Raw genomic sequence first — 15,331 nt, forward strand, 5'->3', positions numbered from 1 at the left:
GATTTATCTGAGGATGTCGGGCTCTTTTTTTGATCTTTTTTGACTCTTTTTATATGCCTAACAGCAAACGCCTTTCCCTAATTGCCCGCCTTTGTGGCCTGATGTTTTTTGCTCAATTGCTGCTCTCGGCTCCTGCTTGGGGCTTGGGCCAACGTTTTTTTCCTATGCAGGGCCTTTTGCCCTTGCCCCTGGGCGCCCCCTATTTTTATGCCTTAGTTTTGGCCCTGATAGCAGTTGTATTTCGCCCCAACCGCTATAGTTTATCGGCTACAGCGCTCCTTTTGGCCTATGGGTTTTTGGCCGACTTACAACTGCTACAAGCCTGGAGCTATCAGTATTTTTTCTTCTTTTTGGTCTTGGCCTGGGCCCAATGGCAAAGCGATAAAGAGGGGCTGGTTCGGCAGCTTTTGGCGCTTTTTATGGCTTGCTGCTACCTTTGGGCGGGCTTGCACAAAATCAATCCGCTCTTTGCTACAGAGGTATTCCCTTGGCTGATGGGCATTTTTTATTGGACCGAAAGCTGGGCCAATTGGCCCATGGGCGGCTACCTCCTGGCCATTTTTGAGGCCCTTTTGGGCTTGAGTTTTTTCTTCCCAAAATTGGCCCGCTATAGCCGATGGTTGCTCATTCCCTTTCATTTGGGCATCTTGCTTTTCCTCTTTTTCGACGACTGGAATCGGGTGGTTTATCCTTGGAATTTGGGCATGCCGCTTTTGGCCCTCCTGCTTTTTGCTCCTCAAAAAACGCCTGCATCTATGCCCTACAAGCAGCCTGCTTTTCTCCTCAGTTTCCTGCTTTTTGGCCTGCTTCCCAGCCAGCGAACTACGGGCTACTGGCCCTATCCGCTGTCTTTTTCCATGTATTCGGCCTGTTCTACGGAGCTGCATTTGGGCTTTTCGGAGGAGCAATTTAATGCCCCCAGCCTCAAGCGACAAATTCCGCTCAAGGTCCTAAAAACGGCCTATCGCAGTGGGGGGCTATACTGGCTATCTGTAGATGATTGGAGCATCATGGAGTACGATTTACCCAGCTTTTCCAACAAGCCTTATTTACGAGCTTGGGCCAAAACTTATTTGTCGCAAACGCCTTGGCCAGCCATTCAGTTGAGGTGGGTAGAGCGCAAGGGACTTTGGCCCAAAAAGGCCGAGGAGGAGCTAGAGATACTGAGGAAGTAGGGGAGGGGCTGCCCCTACGGCCCTTTGGGCCTGCGGGTCGGGCTATGTCGCAGCTCGCTCTCTGCTCGGCCCTGCGGCGGCTTTGCCGCCTAGGTCTGGCCTTCGGCCACTGCTATCTATCCCTCAGCCTGCGGGCGCTTCGCGCCCTGTAGAACGCAAAAAAGGCCTTGGGCCAAAAAAAACTGCCCGCTAGCTTTTGGCTAGCGGGCAGTTCTCATCATAATCAATATCCTAAAGCTTACTGAACATCAGCTGTGCTACGGATAAGGATTTGGTAATCGGTATTGTATTGGCCCAAGATTCCAGTAATACTTACGGTACCTGTAGGAACAGTTTGTCCTTTGAAGGTTGTGCCGTTGCTAGTATAGAAATCCATAGTACCAGAAGCATCAGTAATATCATTGAAGCCATAGGTAGCATCACCGCCAATAGTAGCGCCAGTGATTTGGACCAAAGTAGATTCCCAGTCTTCAGCATTGGCCAAAATCTGAGCAACAGTAGCTGTGCGAACAGCAGGAGTTACCCCAGAAGCGATAAGTGTAGCGTTGGTAGTCAACAAACCATCTACTTGAAGAAGGCCGTTGTACTCGCTTACTGTACCGTTGTTCAAGATCACCTCTACAGAGTCACCCAGGTTGAAAGAGTGGGCATTAGAAAAACGAAGGGTAATCCCTGCTGTACCATCTTGGATCACCAAGTTTTGGTTATTGATATTGCCATTGGCTGCATCAGAGATAACAACACCACTTACTTTTTTGGCATTTACAGTAACATTGCTACCCGTATAAAGCATACGGATGCTATCAATAGTAGTCAAGTCGGCAGGACCAGCAGTACAAGTAGTACCGCCTACCACATCATTAGCGGGGTTACGCAACTGAAGTTGGTAGCTAGTAAATTGGCCAACAATAGCGGTTACTTCTAGGGTACCGCAAGGAACGGCATCGCTAGCGAAAGTAGCACCAAAGCGAGTGAAGAGGTCCATAGTACTGGTACCATCATCGATAATCAAGTTGCCAGAGTAAGTAGCTCCACCAGAAAGGCTAGCATTAACTACTTTGACAAGCATAGACTCATAATTTTCGGCATTGGTATTCAAGTCGCTAAGCGTTACAGTAGTAGCGGGAACAGCGTTATTGCTGCTCAAGATGCCTACATTGGCGGTATTTACGCCTTCTAGTTGTAGCAAGCCGTTAAACTCATCCAAAGTAGCGCCATCGATACCAATTTCTAGTTGGTCTCCTTCATTGAAGTTATGAGCAGAAGAGAAACGGATAGTGATACCAGCGGTACCATCAGTAACGACCATATTTTGGTCTACCAAGTTATCTGTATTGCGGTCAGAGATCACATAAACATTGATCTTAGAGTTGGCGGGAGCTACCGTAGTGCTACCGGTATAAGCAGCGCGGAGGGTCGTCAAGTCGATGAGGTTACCACCAACAGTTACGCTACAGCGGGCATCATTGAAGTTGATATCATCGGTATCGCGGATATAAAGTTGGGCATCAGAGCCAAAGTTAGAGTGGATACCGAAGATAGTACCTTTTCCGCTAGGGGTAAGTTCTGCAACGAAGTCAGAGTAGCCAGAGCTACGAAGGAGGATAGACTCCCCGTTACAGTCTACGATCGTGCGGTTAGCAGATTGTTGAGCGGCTGCATCGGCATAGGGTTGGCCAGCGTCTGCAGTAGCGAATTGGGCATCATCGATTTGGACCAACATGTTGCGGTACTGCGTGCTGCTTTTGATGTCGGCGATAGTCACAACAGGAGCGTTGATGGGTTGGTCACGTTCACCGGCGATGATAATCTCGGGCAAAAGGCCTTCGGGGATACGGTCGCCATTGGCGTTGATGGTCAATTGGTAGTTGCCTTCAAAATCGCCTAGGTAGAGGCCATTACAGTTGATCCAAACTTGGCGGCCAACGGGGTAGTCGTTGTAGAGGTTGTTCATTTCTACGCGGATTTCTACACCACCGGTAGCATCCTGAACGATAAGTTGCTTATAGAAGTTACCGGCTTCATCAGAAGAGACGACAATAGCCTCGACGATGATATCGCCAGAGATAGAGTCGGCGGGGTCGCCGATCGTGTGCATAGCTTGTAGCTGGGCTACGGTTGTGTTGCCAGTAAGGCTAGGGAGCTCACGGATGGGGGGCTCATCAAAGTCTTTCTTACAACTTTGGAAATTGAGGCCAAAAAGCGTGAGGCCCAAGAAAAGCGCAAAAATGCGATAAGACATACTTTTCATAATATGGTATTTTTCAGTAGAAGTCATTGAGGCTGGTTTGGGGGCATCCGGGCGGCCATTGGCCTAGCGATGTGCAGCAGTGGCCGTCAGGCCAGACCGAGGCAGCGGAGCTGCCGAAGGGCCGAGCAGAGAGCGAGCTGCGGAACGTAGCGCCCGCCGCAGGCGGGAGGCCCCAAAACCAACTAAATAAAAGTCAGAAAAAATGAAGATTCATCTACATAGGTAGACGGTAAGTAATACTTGCGAAGTAATTGATGCCGTAGCTATAGAAGTAACGAGTAGGGAACTTCTCGGGATCTTTTTCTTCAAAGTCGTAACGAAGTTGTTCAAAGCCACCGCTAACCATGTTGCGGTTGTTCAAAATATTATTTACCCCTAGGTTAAAGTAGAGGAAGTAGGTTTTGCCTTTTTTGGTTTTTAGGCGAAGCGACTTACCTGCGAAAAGGTCCACGGTAAAGGCGGCGGGTAGTTCTTCTTGGGCCAAAATGGCATTCCACTGATCAGAGTCGGGGACAACGGCCTGTTGTTGGTAAGTGGGGTCGGCGCTGTAGGTAACGGCTTCATAAGTGCGGCGGTCGGGGTTAATATCGACGAAGCTGCGGGCCATATAGTTGAAGCTGAGGTTCACAAACCAGTATTTAGGTGAGCGGTAGTTGATTGCAAAAGAAGTTGCGATTTGGGGAGATCCGGCTACATAAGCGTTTTTCATGTAGGCGGTACGGCTAGACACCTGAGTATTGGGGTCATTATCTAGGTAGATCGAGATATTGGGGCGGCTGGTGTAGATATTTTCGCCAACAGCGGCAACAGCTCTTAGTTTAAGGCCGCTAAGTACTTCATATTCTCCGGCTAGTTCGAGGCCCATATGGCGGCGGTTGATACCATCCATAACAAAGTTTACATAACCGCTTTGTAGGCTTCCGTCATCGGCGGCAAAGGCGTTATCAGAGAAGAAGCTACGGTTATAGAATTCGTTTTGGAAAGCGGTATAGTAGCCAGAGATACGAGCCTTGGCCTTAGGTGCTTTGAGGAGGTAACCTCCTTCTACGCCATAAATCGTTTTGCTTTGTAGGCCGGGAACGATTTGGTCGCGGGTACGAGCCGAAACATAAGAGTTGCGGAAATAGGGGGCTTTGGTACCATAGCTTCCGTTGAGGAAGAAAAAGTTGCGGCCATCTAGTTTATAGGTGGCACCCGCCTTAAAGTTGTAGTTGAAATCAGAGAAAACTTCACCTTTACCTAGAGAGTTGTCGGGGAAGCGGCCATTGCGCATATTTCCTTCTCTCCAGAACTGGGTATAGCTAAGTTCGGCAGCGCCGAAGAGCTCTAGTTGTCCATATTTGAATTGGCCTTGTCCCCAAGCGGCAACATTTTGGATATGCGACTCATAGTCGTAGCCAAAGCGATCGCCTTCTGTAAGAGCGGCATTGGGGTTATCGAGGTCATTTTGGTAGAAATCTTCATTTTGGGCCGAGTCACGTAGGGCAAACTGGTCTACATCTACATAATAATCGGCGCCAAGGAGATCGTCTAGGACCTTAAAGTTTTGGCCAATATAATATTGACCGTTAAGGCCGGCATTGATGGTCACATTTTCGTTGAGGAAATTGCGGTAGATACTATTGAAGTTAAATTGTTTCACATCGTAGCGACGCTGTTCAACGATATACTTTGCGCGAGTTTCTGTGCTAGAAATCGACTCATCGTAGCTATTACGGTTTACTTCATAGAAGTTATCCCAATCGAGTTGTAGTTGCTCGGGGTTGGCTACATACTGTGCGCGTAGGGCATCGGCAGTAGCTTGGTCGGTATTATCAAAATAGCTAGGCCATTTGCGGTAGTATTCTGGACGAGGGTCAGAAGAGTTGTACCAGTTGAGGGCCGTGCTTCCGTTTTGTCCAAACTGATAGCCGAAGCTAGTGGTCAATTTAGAAGAAGGCGTGATTTTCCAGTCATGCGTAAGCATAATAACGGGAATATGGGTATAAGAGTAGCGAGAGTTACGCTTTACCCGGCTGCCATCCTCTTGGGTTTGCCAGCCCCAGTAAGGGTTGTAAAAATAGCCATCATCGTCGTTGGCTTCGCGGGCAATTTCTTGCATTTCAGCAGTAACGGGGGCATTTTTACCTCGGGCTCTGGGTGCGCCAAAAATAGAAAGGTTGATGGCATGCTTTTTACCAATGCGCTTTTCGGCAGCGGCATAGTAAGAACCTGCATTATAATAAGAACCGTCTACCTGTCCTTGTTCGGCCAAACGCAAAGATCCACTTACAGAAAAGGCCCAGCCGTTAGGCATCAGGCCAGTAGAGTAGATAAACATAGGACGAACGCGGTAAGAGCGGTTAGAAGCAGCTAAACCCACGCGAAGTTGCTTCCATTGTGTAGAGGCACGCATATCAATTTGAGTAGCGCCACCAATTCCACCAAAGGTATAATCAGTAGGGGCCAAACCAACGGTATTGCTACGGTTGCGCATAGCGTCATTCAATCCACCCCAAAGGCTCCAAGTGGCAAAGCCGTTCTCGGGAGAATTCATGGGCAATCCATTGATATAAACCGTAGAGTGCTCAGAATCATAGCCACGAATACGGAAACGCAAGGGGCTAAATGCAAAAGCGGCAGTACTATAAAATACATCTCTAGAAGAAGTCAATAGACCAGAGACATTAGAGCCTCCAGCACCAGAGCCCCCAGAAACGTCTTGGTCCGAAAGGCTAACAGTGGGAATGAGGTCCTCACTAGAAAACATATCAATGCCTCCTTCTTGGACCATGATGATTGTCCCTAGATCTTTGGTTCCTTCAGTAAGGTTTACATCTAGGCGGTAGGTGTTCCAACCTGCTTTGCTAAAAATAAGGGTGTGGCTACCTGCCGACAGTCCAGATAGCTCAAAGTAGCCCTCTTCATTAGAAGAACTGGCTGCTTCTTGGCCATCTACACTTAAGGCAACTCCATCTACAGGCCGGTTGTCACTATCCTTAAGCGAGCCTTTTAGCCCCGCCCCAGATTGTGCCCAAACCGTCTGCCCTAAGAGCAAAAGCAAGGCGAATAATGTGGTTAACTGTTTCATAAGCAGAATACTGTGCTATTTTAATAGTAAAATGAAGACCAACCTTTACCCTTGGCAAATCGATGCAAGCAAAAGCTAGCCCCTCCTTTTCGGGGGCAAAGTTAGCACAAATAAGAGAGAGCCCACCGAAACTTTCTTAGGAATTAACAATAAGTTAAAGTTATATTTGAACGAAACAGCACCTAAAAGCGGCTCAAGCCTTTATCTTTGCCTCGTTTTGGCCCTGTTTTGGCCCATCCGCTAGCAGCTTCGGCTGATTCAGATCTTATTTTTTTGCTCGAAACTAAAGAACGACTATCATGCACGCTCTCTTGAAACTTCCTGTCTTGGCCCTAGGCCTTTGCCTCTTGGCTTTGCAGCAACCCCTTAGCGCCCAAGATTATCAGGTGGCGCCAATCGGATTTTATAACCTCGAAAATCTTTTTGATACCCTAGATACTCCCGATAAACGAGATGAGGAGTTTACGCCCACAGGCCGCAATAAATACAATACAGAGGTCTATCAATCCAAAATGAATAACCTCTCTAAGGTGATTAGCGAAATGGCTACCGATATTACGCCCGACGGAGTAGTGATTCTGGGCGTTTCCGAAATCGAAAACCGCAAGGTGCTCGAAGATTTGGTCCAACAACCCAAAATTAAAGACCGCAATTATAAAATTATCCATGAAGAGTCTCCCGATGCCCGCGGTATCGATGTAGCCCTGCTCTATAATCCTCGCTATTTCCGAGAACTTAGCCACAAAACCCTAGCCGTCAATTTCCCCCGCAATGAGGGCGATGGCACTTACCATTCTCGCGATATCCTTTGGGTAGAGGGTATTCTCGGCGGTACCGATACTATGCACATTTTTGTCAATCACTGGCCCTCTCGCCGTGGCGGAGAAAAACGCTCTTCTCCCCGCCGAGAACATGCCGCCAAACAATGTAAGGCCGTGATCGACTCGCTCATCAAGATTAACCCCAATACCAAAATCTTTATTACTGGCGACCTCAATGACGACCCCGTTAGCCCTTCTGTAAAAAATGTTTTGCAAGCCAAAGGCAAAAAGAAGGAGGTGCAAACTGGCGGACTCTTTAATCCCATGTGGAAAAAATACAAGAAAGGTAATGGTACCCTGGCCTGGAACGATAGCTGGAACCTCTTCGATCAAACGATCATCTCTTCGGCTTTCCTCAATAAAAAACAAGAGGGCTTTTTCTTCCAAAAGGCGGTGGTTTTCCGCAAAGGTTACCTTTTCCAAAAAGAGGGCAGATTCAAAAATGCTCCCAAAAGAACTTACTCTTTTGGCACTTTCATTGGCGGCTATAGCGATCACCTTCCCGTCTATAGCGTTTTCCTCCGCCGAGTACAACGATAAATAGTTAAACTTACCCCTCCCTAAAAGATCTAAGGCTTATGCTTTAGGTCTTTTTTCTTTTGGGGCTGCCCCGGCCTGCGGCCGGGTCGGGCTGTCCGCAGCTCGCTGCTCGCTCGGCCCTGCAGGCTTTTTCGCTTCGCTACAAAAGCCTTTGGTCTGCCGCCTTTGGCGGCCCTGCTCTCATCCCTCAGCCGCGTCGCTGCGCTCCTTTTTAGGCCGCTGCGCGCCCTACTAAATCCAAAAAAAATAAGGCCCCATCAAAAATAATCGCCCCCATTCTATTCGGCGGAGCAGCCTTCGCCCCACCAAATATTGTTTTTTGTTTGGCTTCTCTTAACAAAATTTATAAAGTTGTTTTTTAGGGCAATCCCCTTGAAAAAGGCTATTTTGGCCGCCGTAGAGAAGTTAAGCATGGAAAATTATAACATTTCTCTAGGCTTCACTTTTTATTCAAAAACGGACTACTGATAATTTTATCAATGATGCAGAATTTTAAAATGAGCAGCCTCTTTTTGCTGCTTTTTGGCCTCTTTTCTTTTAGCCTTATGGCCCAAAATGGCGGAATAAGGGGTACCCTTTTAGATGATGAAACGGGAATGCCTATCCCTTTTACCCCCGTCTACCTCAATAACGGAGAGTATAATGCCCTCTCTGGAGATGATGGCTTCTATACCATCGCTAATGTGCCCCCAGGCAACTATCAACTCAAATGCCGTAGCCTCGGCTATGATAGTTTGGTAGTAGATGTAGAGGTTGTCGCCGGTAAGTTTATGACCGTAAACCTCAATATGGTCCCCTCGGCCGAACAGGTAGGTACGGTAACCGTAGATGCAGATAAGGAAAAAGCCCAAAATACAGTGCGGGTCTCTGTGGTCCAAGTTACCCCCAAAGATATTAAACGCCTGCCCTCTACAGGTGGCGAGGCCGATATCGCCCAATACCTACAAGTTATTCCAGGTATTGTCTTTACTGGCGACCAAGGCGGACAGTTCTATATCCGTGGTGGCGCCCCCGTCCAAAATAAAATTCTACTCGATGGAATGACCATCTCTAACGCTTTTCACTCTATCGGCTTTTTCTCGGTCTTCGAAACAGAACTGATCCGTAGCGCCGATGTCTATACCGGCGGCTTTAGCGCCAAATATGGCGGCCGCTCTTCCGCTATTGTCGATATCCGAACCCGAGATGGAAATAAAAAGCGCACAGCGGGAATGGTTAGTATCAACCCTTTTGTCGCTAAAGCCCTAATTGAAGGACCCATTATCCCCCTAGGCGATGATGGCGGAAGTAGCCTCTCTTATTTTGTGACAGCCAAGCATTCTTACCTCAATGAAAGCTCTAAGTTACTCTATAAGCCTATCCTCAGCCGTGAAGGAACTGCCGTTTCTGATAGCACACTCCCTTATAGCTTTACCGATTTTCACGCAAAGCTCTCTTTTAATGCCGCCAACGGTAGCCGACTAAATGCCTACGGCTTTAGCCATAATGATGTGGCCAATTTTGGCGATGTGGCTAAGTATAGCTGGAATTCTGCCGGCGGTGGAATCAATTTCCGTATCGTCCCCGGCGCAGCCAAAATTATTATGGACGGTACCCTGGCCTACTCACTCTATGGCTCTAACTTTGAAGAAGGCGACGGTAGCCGCGAACGCCGTAGCGATATCTCTAATTTTAACGCCAACTTTAATTTTACCTATTATATGGGCCTCTCTAGAGAGCTCAATTATGGCCTAGAGTTCAATAGTGTCGGTACCGATTTCGCCTTTGTAAACAATAATGGTATTCCCATCGGCCAAACTCAATCTAATACAGAGGTAGCCGGCTATCTCCGCTATCAAGGCCGCTTTGGCAATTTGGTGATCGAACCTAGTTTGCGCGCTCAATATTATGCCTCTTTGGGCGAGTTTAGAGCAGAACCCCGCCTGGGCCTTAAGTATAATATTACCGAAAATATCCGCCTCAAAATGGCGGGCGGGATGTACTCCCAAAACTTAATCAGCTCTGTAGACGAACGAGATGTAGTTAACTTGTTTGTCGGCTTTTTGGGTGGGCCCGACCAACAGGTGTTCCGAATTACGGGCTATGATGAAGAAAGTCAATCGCCTGTTTATGAGGCCACCAATTCTAAACTGCAAACTTCTATTCATGCTATTGGCGGTCTAGAGTTTGACGCAGGTAAACATTTGGTCTTTAATGTAGAACCCTATATCAAATGGTTCCCCCAAATTATTGGCCTGAACCGCAACCGCACCGCCGATACCGACCAACTACAACCCACTTACATCGCCGAAGAAGGAAAAGCCTATGGCCTCGATCTCTCCGGAACTTATGAAAAAGATCAACTTTATCTCTATCTGGCCTACTCTCTAGGCCATGTCCGCCGAGATGATGGGCTGCAAGAGTTTCCCGCTCACTTCGACCGCCGCCATAATCTCAACTTTGTGGGCGCCTATAAACTGAAGTTTAAGTCCCTACCCGAAGACCTTTCTGCAGAGGAACGCCGCAGACGTACCGAGTACCCCCTAGAGCTCTCGCTCCGCTGGAATCTCGGCTCAGGTTTCCCCTTTACGCAAACTCAAGGCTTTTTTACTAATTATAGCTTCCAAGACGGCATCAATAGCGATTATATTACCGCCAATAATAATCCCGATACCGAATTGGGCGTGCTCTACAGCGATGAACTCAACGGTGGCCGCCTGCCTTATTATCATCGCCTCGATTTCTCGGCCACTTATACCTTTGACCTCGGCCGCTATAGCAAGTTGCTCCTCAATGCCAGTGTGACCAATATGTACGATCGAGCCAATATTTTCTACTTTGATCGCGTCCGCTACCAAAGAGTAAATCAATTGCCTATCCTCCCCGCCTTAGGCGCTGTACTCAAGTTCTAAAAGGAACTATTATATATATAGAAAAGCCCGATTCTTCAGAGTTGGGCTTTTTTTATTGTTTTTTGGGGCCTGCCGCCTGCGGCGGCCGGGCCATTGCGCAGCTCGCAGTTCTGCTCGGCCCTGCAGGCTTTTTCGCTGCGCTACAAAAGCCTTGGGTCTGCCGCCTGCGGCGGCCCTGCTACATGTCCCTAGGCCTGCGGCGGCTTCGCCGCCTGTCCCCCGCAAAAAAATACTTTTTTTTAAAAAGGCGGCCACCAAAATACAAGCCGCTTACATCTAGTTAAATAGAGAAAGCGCTTAAAGGAGAAGAAGACGGCTCTGCCGCCTCTGGCCCACAGAAAAAAAATACTTTTTTTTTAAAAGGCAAGCACCAAAATACAAGCCGCTTACATCTAGTCAAATAGAAAGTTCTTAAAGACGAATTGGGCGGCAATATATGCAGCCCCGCAAGGAAAAAAGCGAAATTAAAGGAAGTGCTTTAGTGATTTCCCCAAAAAAAAATTATTTTTGGCAGCAAATGCCCCAAAATAGCCGCCCAATAACTTCGGGCCAATCTATTCTTGTGGGCCAATCACAATTTTAATATCCTTTAATTAAGCTAGTTTCGCTTATGAACATTCCAGAAAATCTGAAGTACAGTAAGGACCACGAATGGGTTCGCCTAGAAGGGGAGTTCGCTTTTGTTGGTATTACTGATTTTGCCCAATCCGAACTCGGAGATATTGTTTATGTTGATATTTCTGAAGAAGGGGAGGACCTAGACGCGGAGGAAATCTTTGGCTCTGTAGAAGCTGTAAAAACAGTTTCGGACCTAATGATGCCTATTAGCGGAGAGGTAGTAGAATTTAACGAAGGCCTAGAAGATAGCCCCGAGTTGGTCAACTCTGATCCCTACGGCGAAGGCTGGATGGTTAAAATCAAAGTTCGAGATGCTGCCGAAATGGACGATTTGATGGATGCCGCTGCTTATAAAGCAGCCATCAATGCTTAAGCGACTTTTTTCCTCAGCCTATTTTTTGGCCCTGATTGCCTTGGCCTTGCTCTCGCTTTGGCCCCTGCAATTGCCCGCTAGCCTAAATGGCTTGGGCTGGGATAAATTAGCTCATTTTCTTTTTTACTTTGGCCTACTGCTCTTGGGCAATAGCGTCTGGACCAAAAAAAGAAATAACCTCTATTTTAGCCTCGCTTTGGGCCTCCTCCTAGAGTGTTTGCAAGACCTTAGCCCTTACCGTCAATTTGACTATTGGGATCTGGCCGCAAATACAATAGGCGCCCTTATGGGCTACTATTTATTAAGGAAATATTCATTGTTTCAATAAACTATTTTTTTCACCCAAAACCACAGAATTATGCTGTTAGGATTCCTCTCTAACGACTTTCTGATGGCGAGCATTATGGTCTCTGGAAGCCAAATTGTCATTAGCCTCGTTGGGCTGATTGCGGTTTCTGCCGGAGCTATTTTTGGCTACAAATCCTATTTGGCTAAGCAGAGCGAAAAGCTCATGCAGGCCAAGGAAGGAAAAGAAGATGCCAATTACTCGGCCATTACTAGAAAGTACGAGGAGGTGAATGTGTTTAAGCACTCGCCCATGGTGTACCGGGCAGGTTTGGCATGTTCACTCTTTGTGGTCTTCTTGGCGCTAAACTGGACTCAAACCGAATGGGAAGAGTTTGCTTTTGAGGAGGAAACGGTGATCGAATCAGAAGAAATTCTGATAGATGTGCCTAACACGCCACCACCTCCGCCTCCGCCACCACCGCCACCACCACCGCCACCTCCTCCCACGCAGGTACAAATTGATGATACCAAGCCGGAGCCTCCCCCTGAGCCACCTTCTCAGGATGATGAGCAACAGGATCTTGAAGGAGATAAAGATGGGAAGAAAGGAAGCAAAGGGACACCCCCACCGCCTCCGCCTCCTCCACCACCTCCCCCCCCTCCTCCTCCCCCCAAAGCCCCCGAGGTTTTTGAGTTTGTGGAGCAGTTTCCTCGCTTCCCCGGTTGTGAGGATAAGGAAGGCTCTGATGCAGAAAAGAAGCAATGTGCTGATTTGAAGCTCCGCGCCTATTTGGCCAAAAAAGCAGGTTATCCCGCTATGGCCCGTGAAAATGGCATCGAAGGAACCGTTTACGTTCGTTACATCGTACTAGAAGATGGCCGTATCGCCAATGTTGAAGTCGTTCGCGACATGACTGGCGGTGGAGGACTAGCAGAAGCTGCCCTCCGTGCTGTGAAAAGTATGAACAGTATGAAGGAAAAATGGACCCCCGGTCGCCAAAGAGGTAATCCCGTACGTGTACGTATGGTAGTGCCCATCAAGTTCCAATTGAACTAAATCTTGGCTTAGGCCAAACTGTATAGAGCTACTCCCTTGGGAGTAGCTTTTTTTTGGCCCAAAGCACAGCATCTGGCTCCCCAAACGACCGAAGGGAGTAAGGCGCGCAGCGCCTCGGCTGAGGGATGGATAGCAGGGGCCCGAAGGGCCAGACCCAGCCGCCAAAGGCGGCGCAGGGCCGAGCAGACCTGCGAGCTGCGACACAGCCCGACCCGAGCCGATAATTCATGAGGGTTTCCACCCTCATTTTGTATCGCTTCGCAAAGCGATACCGCTTTGCGCTGGGTTTCAACCCGGCGGAAGGGGCAGCCCCAAAAAAACAGCCTCCTAATAAAAATGAGGGCCAAAGCTTAAATAAAAAAGAAGATTGTGTATATTTTGGGTCTTGGAATCAAAAGTTTGTTTGCTTCCCACTAAACTGACATCAACAATCAATTTAAGCTGCTGCTTAGTTGCCTCATAATTAGGCAGTAAGGAGGCAGAAGATAGAAAAACAACAAAATATATGTCTGCTGTAGAAAAACGATGGCTGAAAAATTACCCCCAAGGCGTTCCTCATGAAATCGATTTTGGAGGATACACCAGCTTAGTAGATTTGGTTAATGAGAACCTGAAAAAATATGCGAACCGTCCCGCTTTTAGAAGCTTTGTGGGCAGTTCAGAAAAGGCCCTTAGCTTTGCGGAGGTAGATCAGTTATCGAAGCAGTTTGCGGCCTATTTGCAAAATGATATGGGCCTTAAACCTGGCGATCGTTTGGCCCTGATGATGCCTAACCTTCTACAGTATCCCATTGCTCTTTTTGCCGCTATGCGTGCGGGTTTGACCATTGTAAATACCAATCCGCTTTATACGGCCAGAGAAATTGAGCATCAATTTAATGATGCAGAGGTAACCGCAGTGATCATTGCCGAAAACTTTGCGGCCGAGCTCGAAAAAGTAATCGATAAGACCCAAGTGAAACGCAATAAGGTGATTGTAGTGAGCATTGGGGAGATGTTTGGCGGCTTTAAGGGCTGGCTGATCAATTTTGCGGTGCGCAATCTTAAAAAAATGGTCCCTAGCTATAATTTGGCCGGGCATATCAAATTTAAAAAGGCCCTCAATAAAGGCAATGCCAGCCAGCTCAAAATGGCTACTGGCGGCCAGCTTGATGATGTAATTTGCCTACAATATACGGGCGGTACTACTGGGGTGGCCAAGGGGGCCGAGCTGACCAATAAAAACCTATTGGCCAATGCTTTTCAGGTAGAAGGCTGGATCAATAGCGCCAATATCAAAGAAGGACAGGAGCGTATCTTAACCCCGCTTCCGCTCTATCATATTTTCTCCTTTACGGTAAATTTACTTTGTTTGGGGACTTCTTTTGGTGCCTGCAATGTTTTGGTGGTCAATCCTAGAGATTTACCCGCGGTGGTGGACATCATGAAAAAGACCGAGCCCAGCATTATGACCGGGGTAAATACCTTATTCAATGCCCTTTTGAATAATGCAGAATTTGCGCAGCTCGACTTTTCTAAGCTACAAATTGTGATTGGGGGAGCCATGGCTATTCAGAAACCCGTGGCTGAAAAATGGAAAAAAGTAACGGGTTCTACCTTGACAGAAGGTTACGGCATGACCGAAGCCTCTCCGGTGGTTTCTGTCAATCCGCTCTATGATGAGGGCCGTATTGGCACCATTGGTTTGCCTATTCCCTCTACCGAAATTCGCATTTGCGATGAAGAAAATAACCCCTTAGCTTTGGGCGAGGCTGGAGAAATTCAAGTGCGGGGTCCTCAGGTGATGAAGGGCTACCTCAACCGCCCAGAAGCCACGGCCAAAACCATTATTGACGGTTGGTTGCGCACTGGAGATGTGGGCATTATGGATGAAGATGGTTTTGTGAAAATTGTGGACCGCATTAAGGATATGATTTTGGTTTCGGGCTTTAATGTTTATCCCAACGAAATTGAGGAGGTCCTTGCTGCTCATCCCAAAGTTTTGGAGGTGGCCGCAGTTGGCGTTCCCGATCCCAAGTCTACAGAGGCCGTGAAGGTCTTTGTGGTCAAAAAAGATCCTTCTCTGACGGAAGAGGAGCTCCGTGCTTTCTCTAAAGAAAACTTTACGGGCTACAAAAAGCCCAAACATTATGAATTTAGAGAGGAGTTGCCCAAGACCAATGTGGGTAAAATCCTTCGCCGGGCCCTAAGAGATGAGGCCAAACAGGCATAAAAATTTAGTTAGGACCAAAAGGGGCTTCGGCCCCT

The 15,331-nt window shown here is 47.8% G+C and carries 9 protein-coding genes; 7 read left to right on the top strand and 2 right to left on the bottom strand.

Features of this window, described 5'->3' with window-relative positions; translation table 11 throughout:
• Positions 1-53 precede the first annotated feature (53 nt).
• Positions 54-1,175, top strand: coding sequence for a hypothetical protein (locus OP864_RS11820; RefSeq protein ID WP_270098378.1), 1,122 nt, complete (start codon positions 54-56; stop codon positions 1,173-1,175).
• A gap of 238 nt (positions 1,176-1,413) precedes the next feature.
• Here OP864_RS11820 and OP864_RS11825 read toward each other — a convergent pair whose 3' ends face one another.
• Complete coding sequence (locus OP864_RS11825) at positions 1,414-3,453, bottom strand: DUF5689 domain-containing protein (protein WP_270098379.1); 2,040 nt, start codon at positions 3,451-3,453, stop codon at positions 1,414-1,416.
• A 187-nt stretch (positions 3,454-3,640) separates the two neighbouring features.
• Positions 3,641-6,496: a carboxypeptidase regulatory-like domain-containing protein gene (locus OP864_RS11830; protein WP_270098381.1), complete on the bottom strand. Its 2,856-nt coding sequence runs from the start codon at positions 6,494-6,496 to the stop codon at positions 3,641-3,643.
• A 299-nt stretch (positions 6,497-6,795) separates the two neighbouring features.
• Here OP864_RS11830 and OP864_RS11835 point away from each other — a divergent pair, with 299 nt between their 5' ends.
• The 6 genes from OP864_RS11835 (at position 6,796) to OP864_RS11860 (ending at position 15,296) form a co-directional block, all read left to right on the top strand.
• Positions 6,796-7,857 (top strand): endonuclease/exonuclease/phosphatase family protein, encoded by a 1,062-nt coding sequence (locus OP864_RS11835; RefSeq protein WP_270098382.1) that lies wholly within the window; start codon positions 6,796-6,798, stop codon positions 7,855-7,857.
• Between the two features lie 479 nt (positions 7,858-8,336).
• On the top strand, positions 8,337-10,748 hold the full coding sequence (locus OP864_RS11840; protein ID WP_270098383.1) for a TonB-dependent receptor: 2,412 nt from the start codon (positions 8,337-8,339) through the stop codon (positions 10,746-10,748).
• Positions 10,749-11,358: 610 nt separating this feature from the next.
• Positions 11,359-11,739 carry a glycine cleavage system protein GcvH gene (gcvH, locus tag OP864_RS11845; RefSeq protein WP_270098384.1) on the top strand — a complete coding sequence of 127 codons (381 nt, stop codon included), beginning with the start codon at positions 11,359-11,361 and terminating at the stop codon, positions 11,737-11,739.
• Positions 11,732-12,067, top strand: a complete 336-nt coding sequence (locus OP864_RS11850; protein ID WP_270098385.1) for a VanZ family protein — start codon at positions 11,732-11,734, stop codon at positions 12,065-12,067. Before gcvH ends, OP864_RS11850 begins: the two co-directional genes overlap by 8 nt.
• Before the next feature lie 30 nt (positions 12,068-12,097).
• Complete coding sequence (locus OP864_RS11855) at positions 12,098-13,084, top strand: energy transducer TonB (protein ID WP_270098386.1); 987 nt, start codon at positions 12,098-12,100, stop codon at positions 13,082-13,084.
• Positions 13,085-13,589: 505 nt separating this feature from the next.
• Entirely contained in the window at positions 13,590-15,296 is a 1,707-nt protein-coding gene (locus tag OP864_RS11860; RefSeq protein WP_270098387.1) for an AMP-binding protein, read from the top strand.
• Positions 15,297-15,331: the final 35 nt, after the last annotated feature.

This window comes from Saprospira grandis (assembly GCF_027594745.1).
Lineage (GTDB): Bacteria > Bacteroidota > Bacteroidia > Chitinophagales > Saprospiraceae > Saprospira > Saprospira grandis.

Excerpts from the sequence above, each read along its gene's own strand:
- OP864_RS11855 (WP_270098386.1), top strand. The coding sequence starts at position 12,098 with ATGCTGTTAGGATTCCTCTCTAACGACTTTCTGATGGCGAGCATTATG.
- OP864_RS11840 (WP_270098383.1), top strand. The coding sequence starts at position 8,337 with ATGATGCAGAATTTTAAAATGAGCAGCCTCTTTTTGCTGCTTTTTGGC.
- OP864_RS11835 (WP_270098382.1), top strand. The coding sequence starts at position 6,796 with ATGCACGCTCTCTTGAAACTTCCTGTCTTGGCCCTAGGCCTTTGCCTC.
- OP864_RS11825 (WP_270098379.1), bottom strand. The coding sequence starts at position 3,453 with ATGACTTCTACTGAAAAATACCATATTATGAAAAGTATGTCTTATCGC.
- OP864_RS11860 (WP_270098387.1), top strand. The coding sequence starts at position 13,590 with ATGTCTGCTGTAGAAAAACGATGGCTGAAAAATTACCCCCAAGGCGTT.
- gcvH (WP_270098384.1), top strand. The coding sequence starts at position 11,359 with ATGAACATTCCAGAAAATCTGAAGTACAGTAAGGACCACGAATGGGTT.
- OP864_RS11850 (WP_270098385.1), top strand. The coding sequence starts at position 11,732 with ATGCTTAAGCGACTTTTTTCCTCAGCCTATTTTTTGGCCCTGATTGCC.
- OP864_RS11820 (WP_270098378.1), top strand. The coding sequence starts at position 54 with ATGCCTAACAGCAAACGCCTTTCCCTAATTGCCCGCCTTTGTGGCCTG.
- OP864_RS11830 (WP_270098381.1), bottom strand. The coding sequence starts at position 6,496 with ATGAAACAGTTAACCACATTATTCGCCTTGCTTTTGCTCTTAGGGCAG.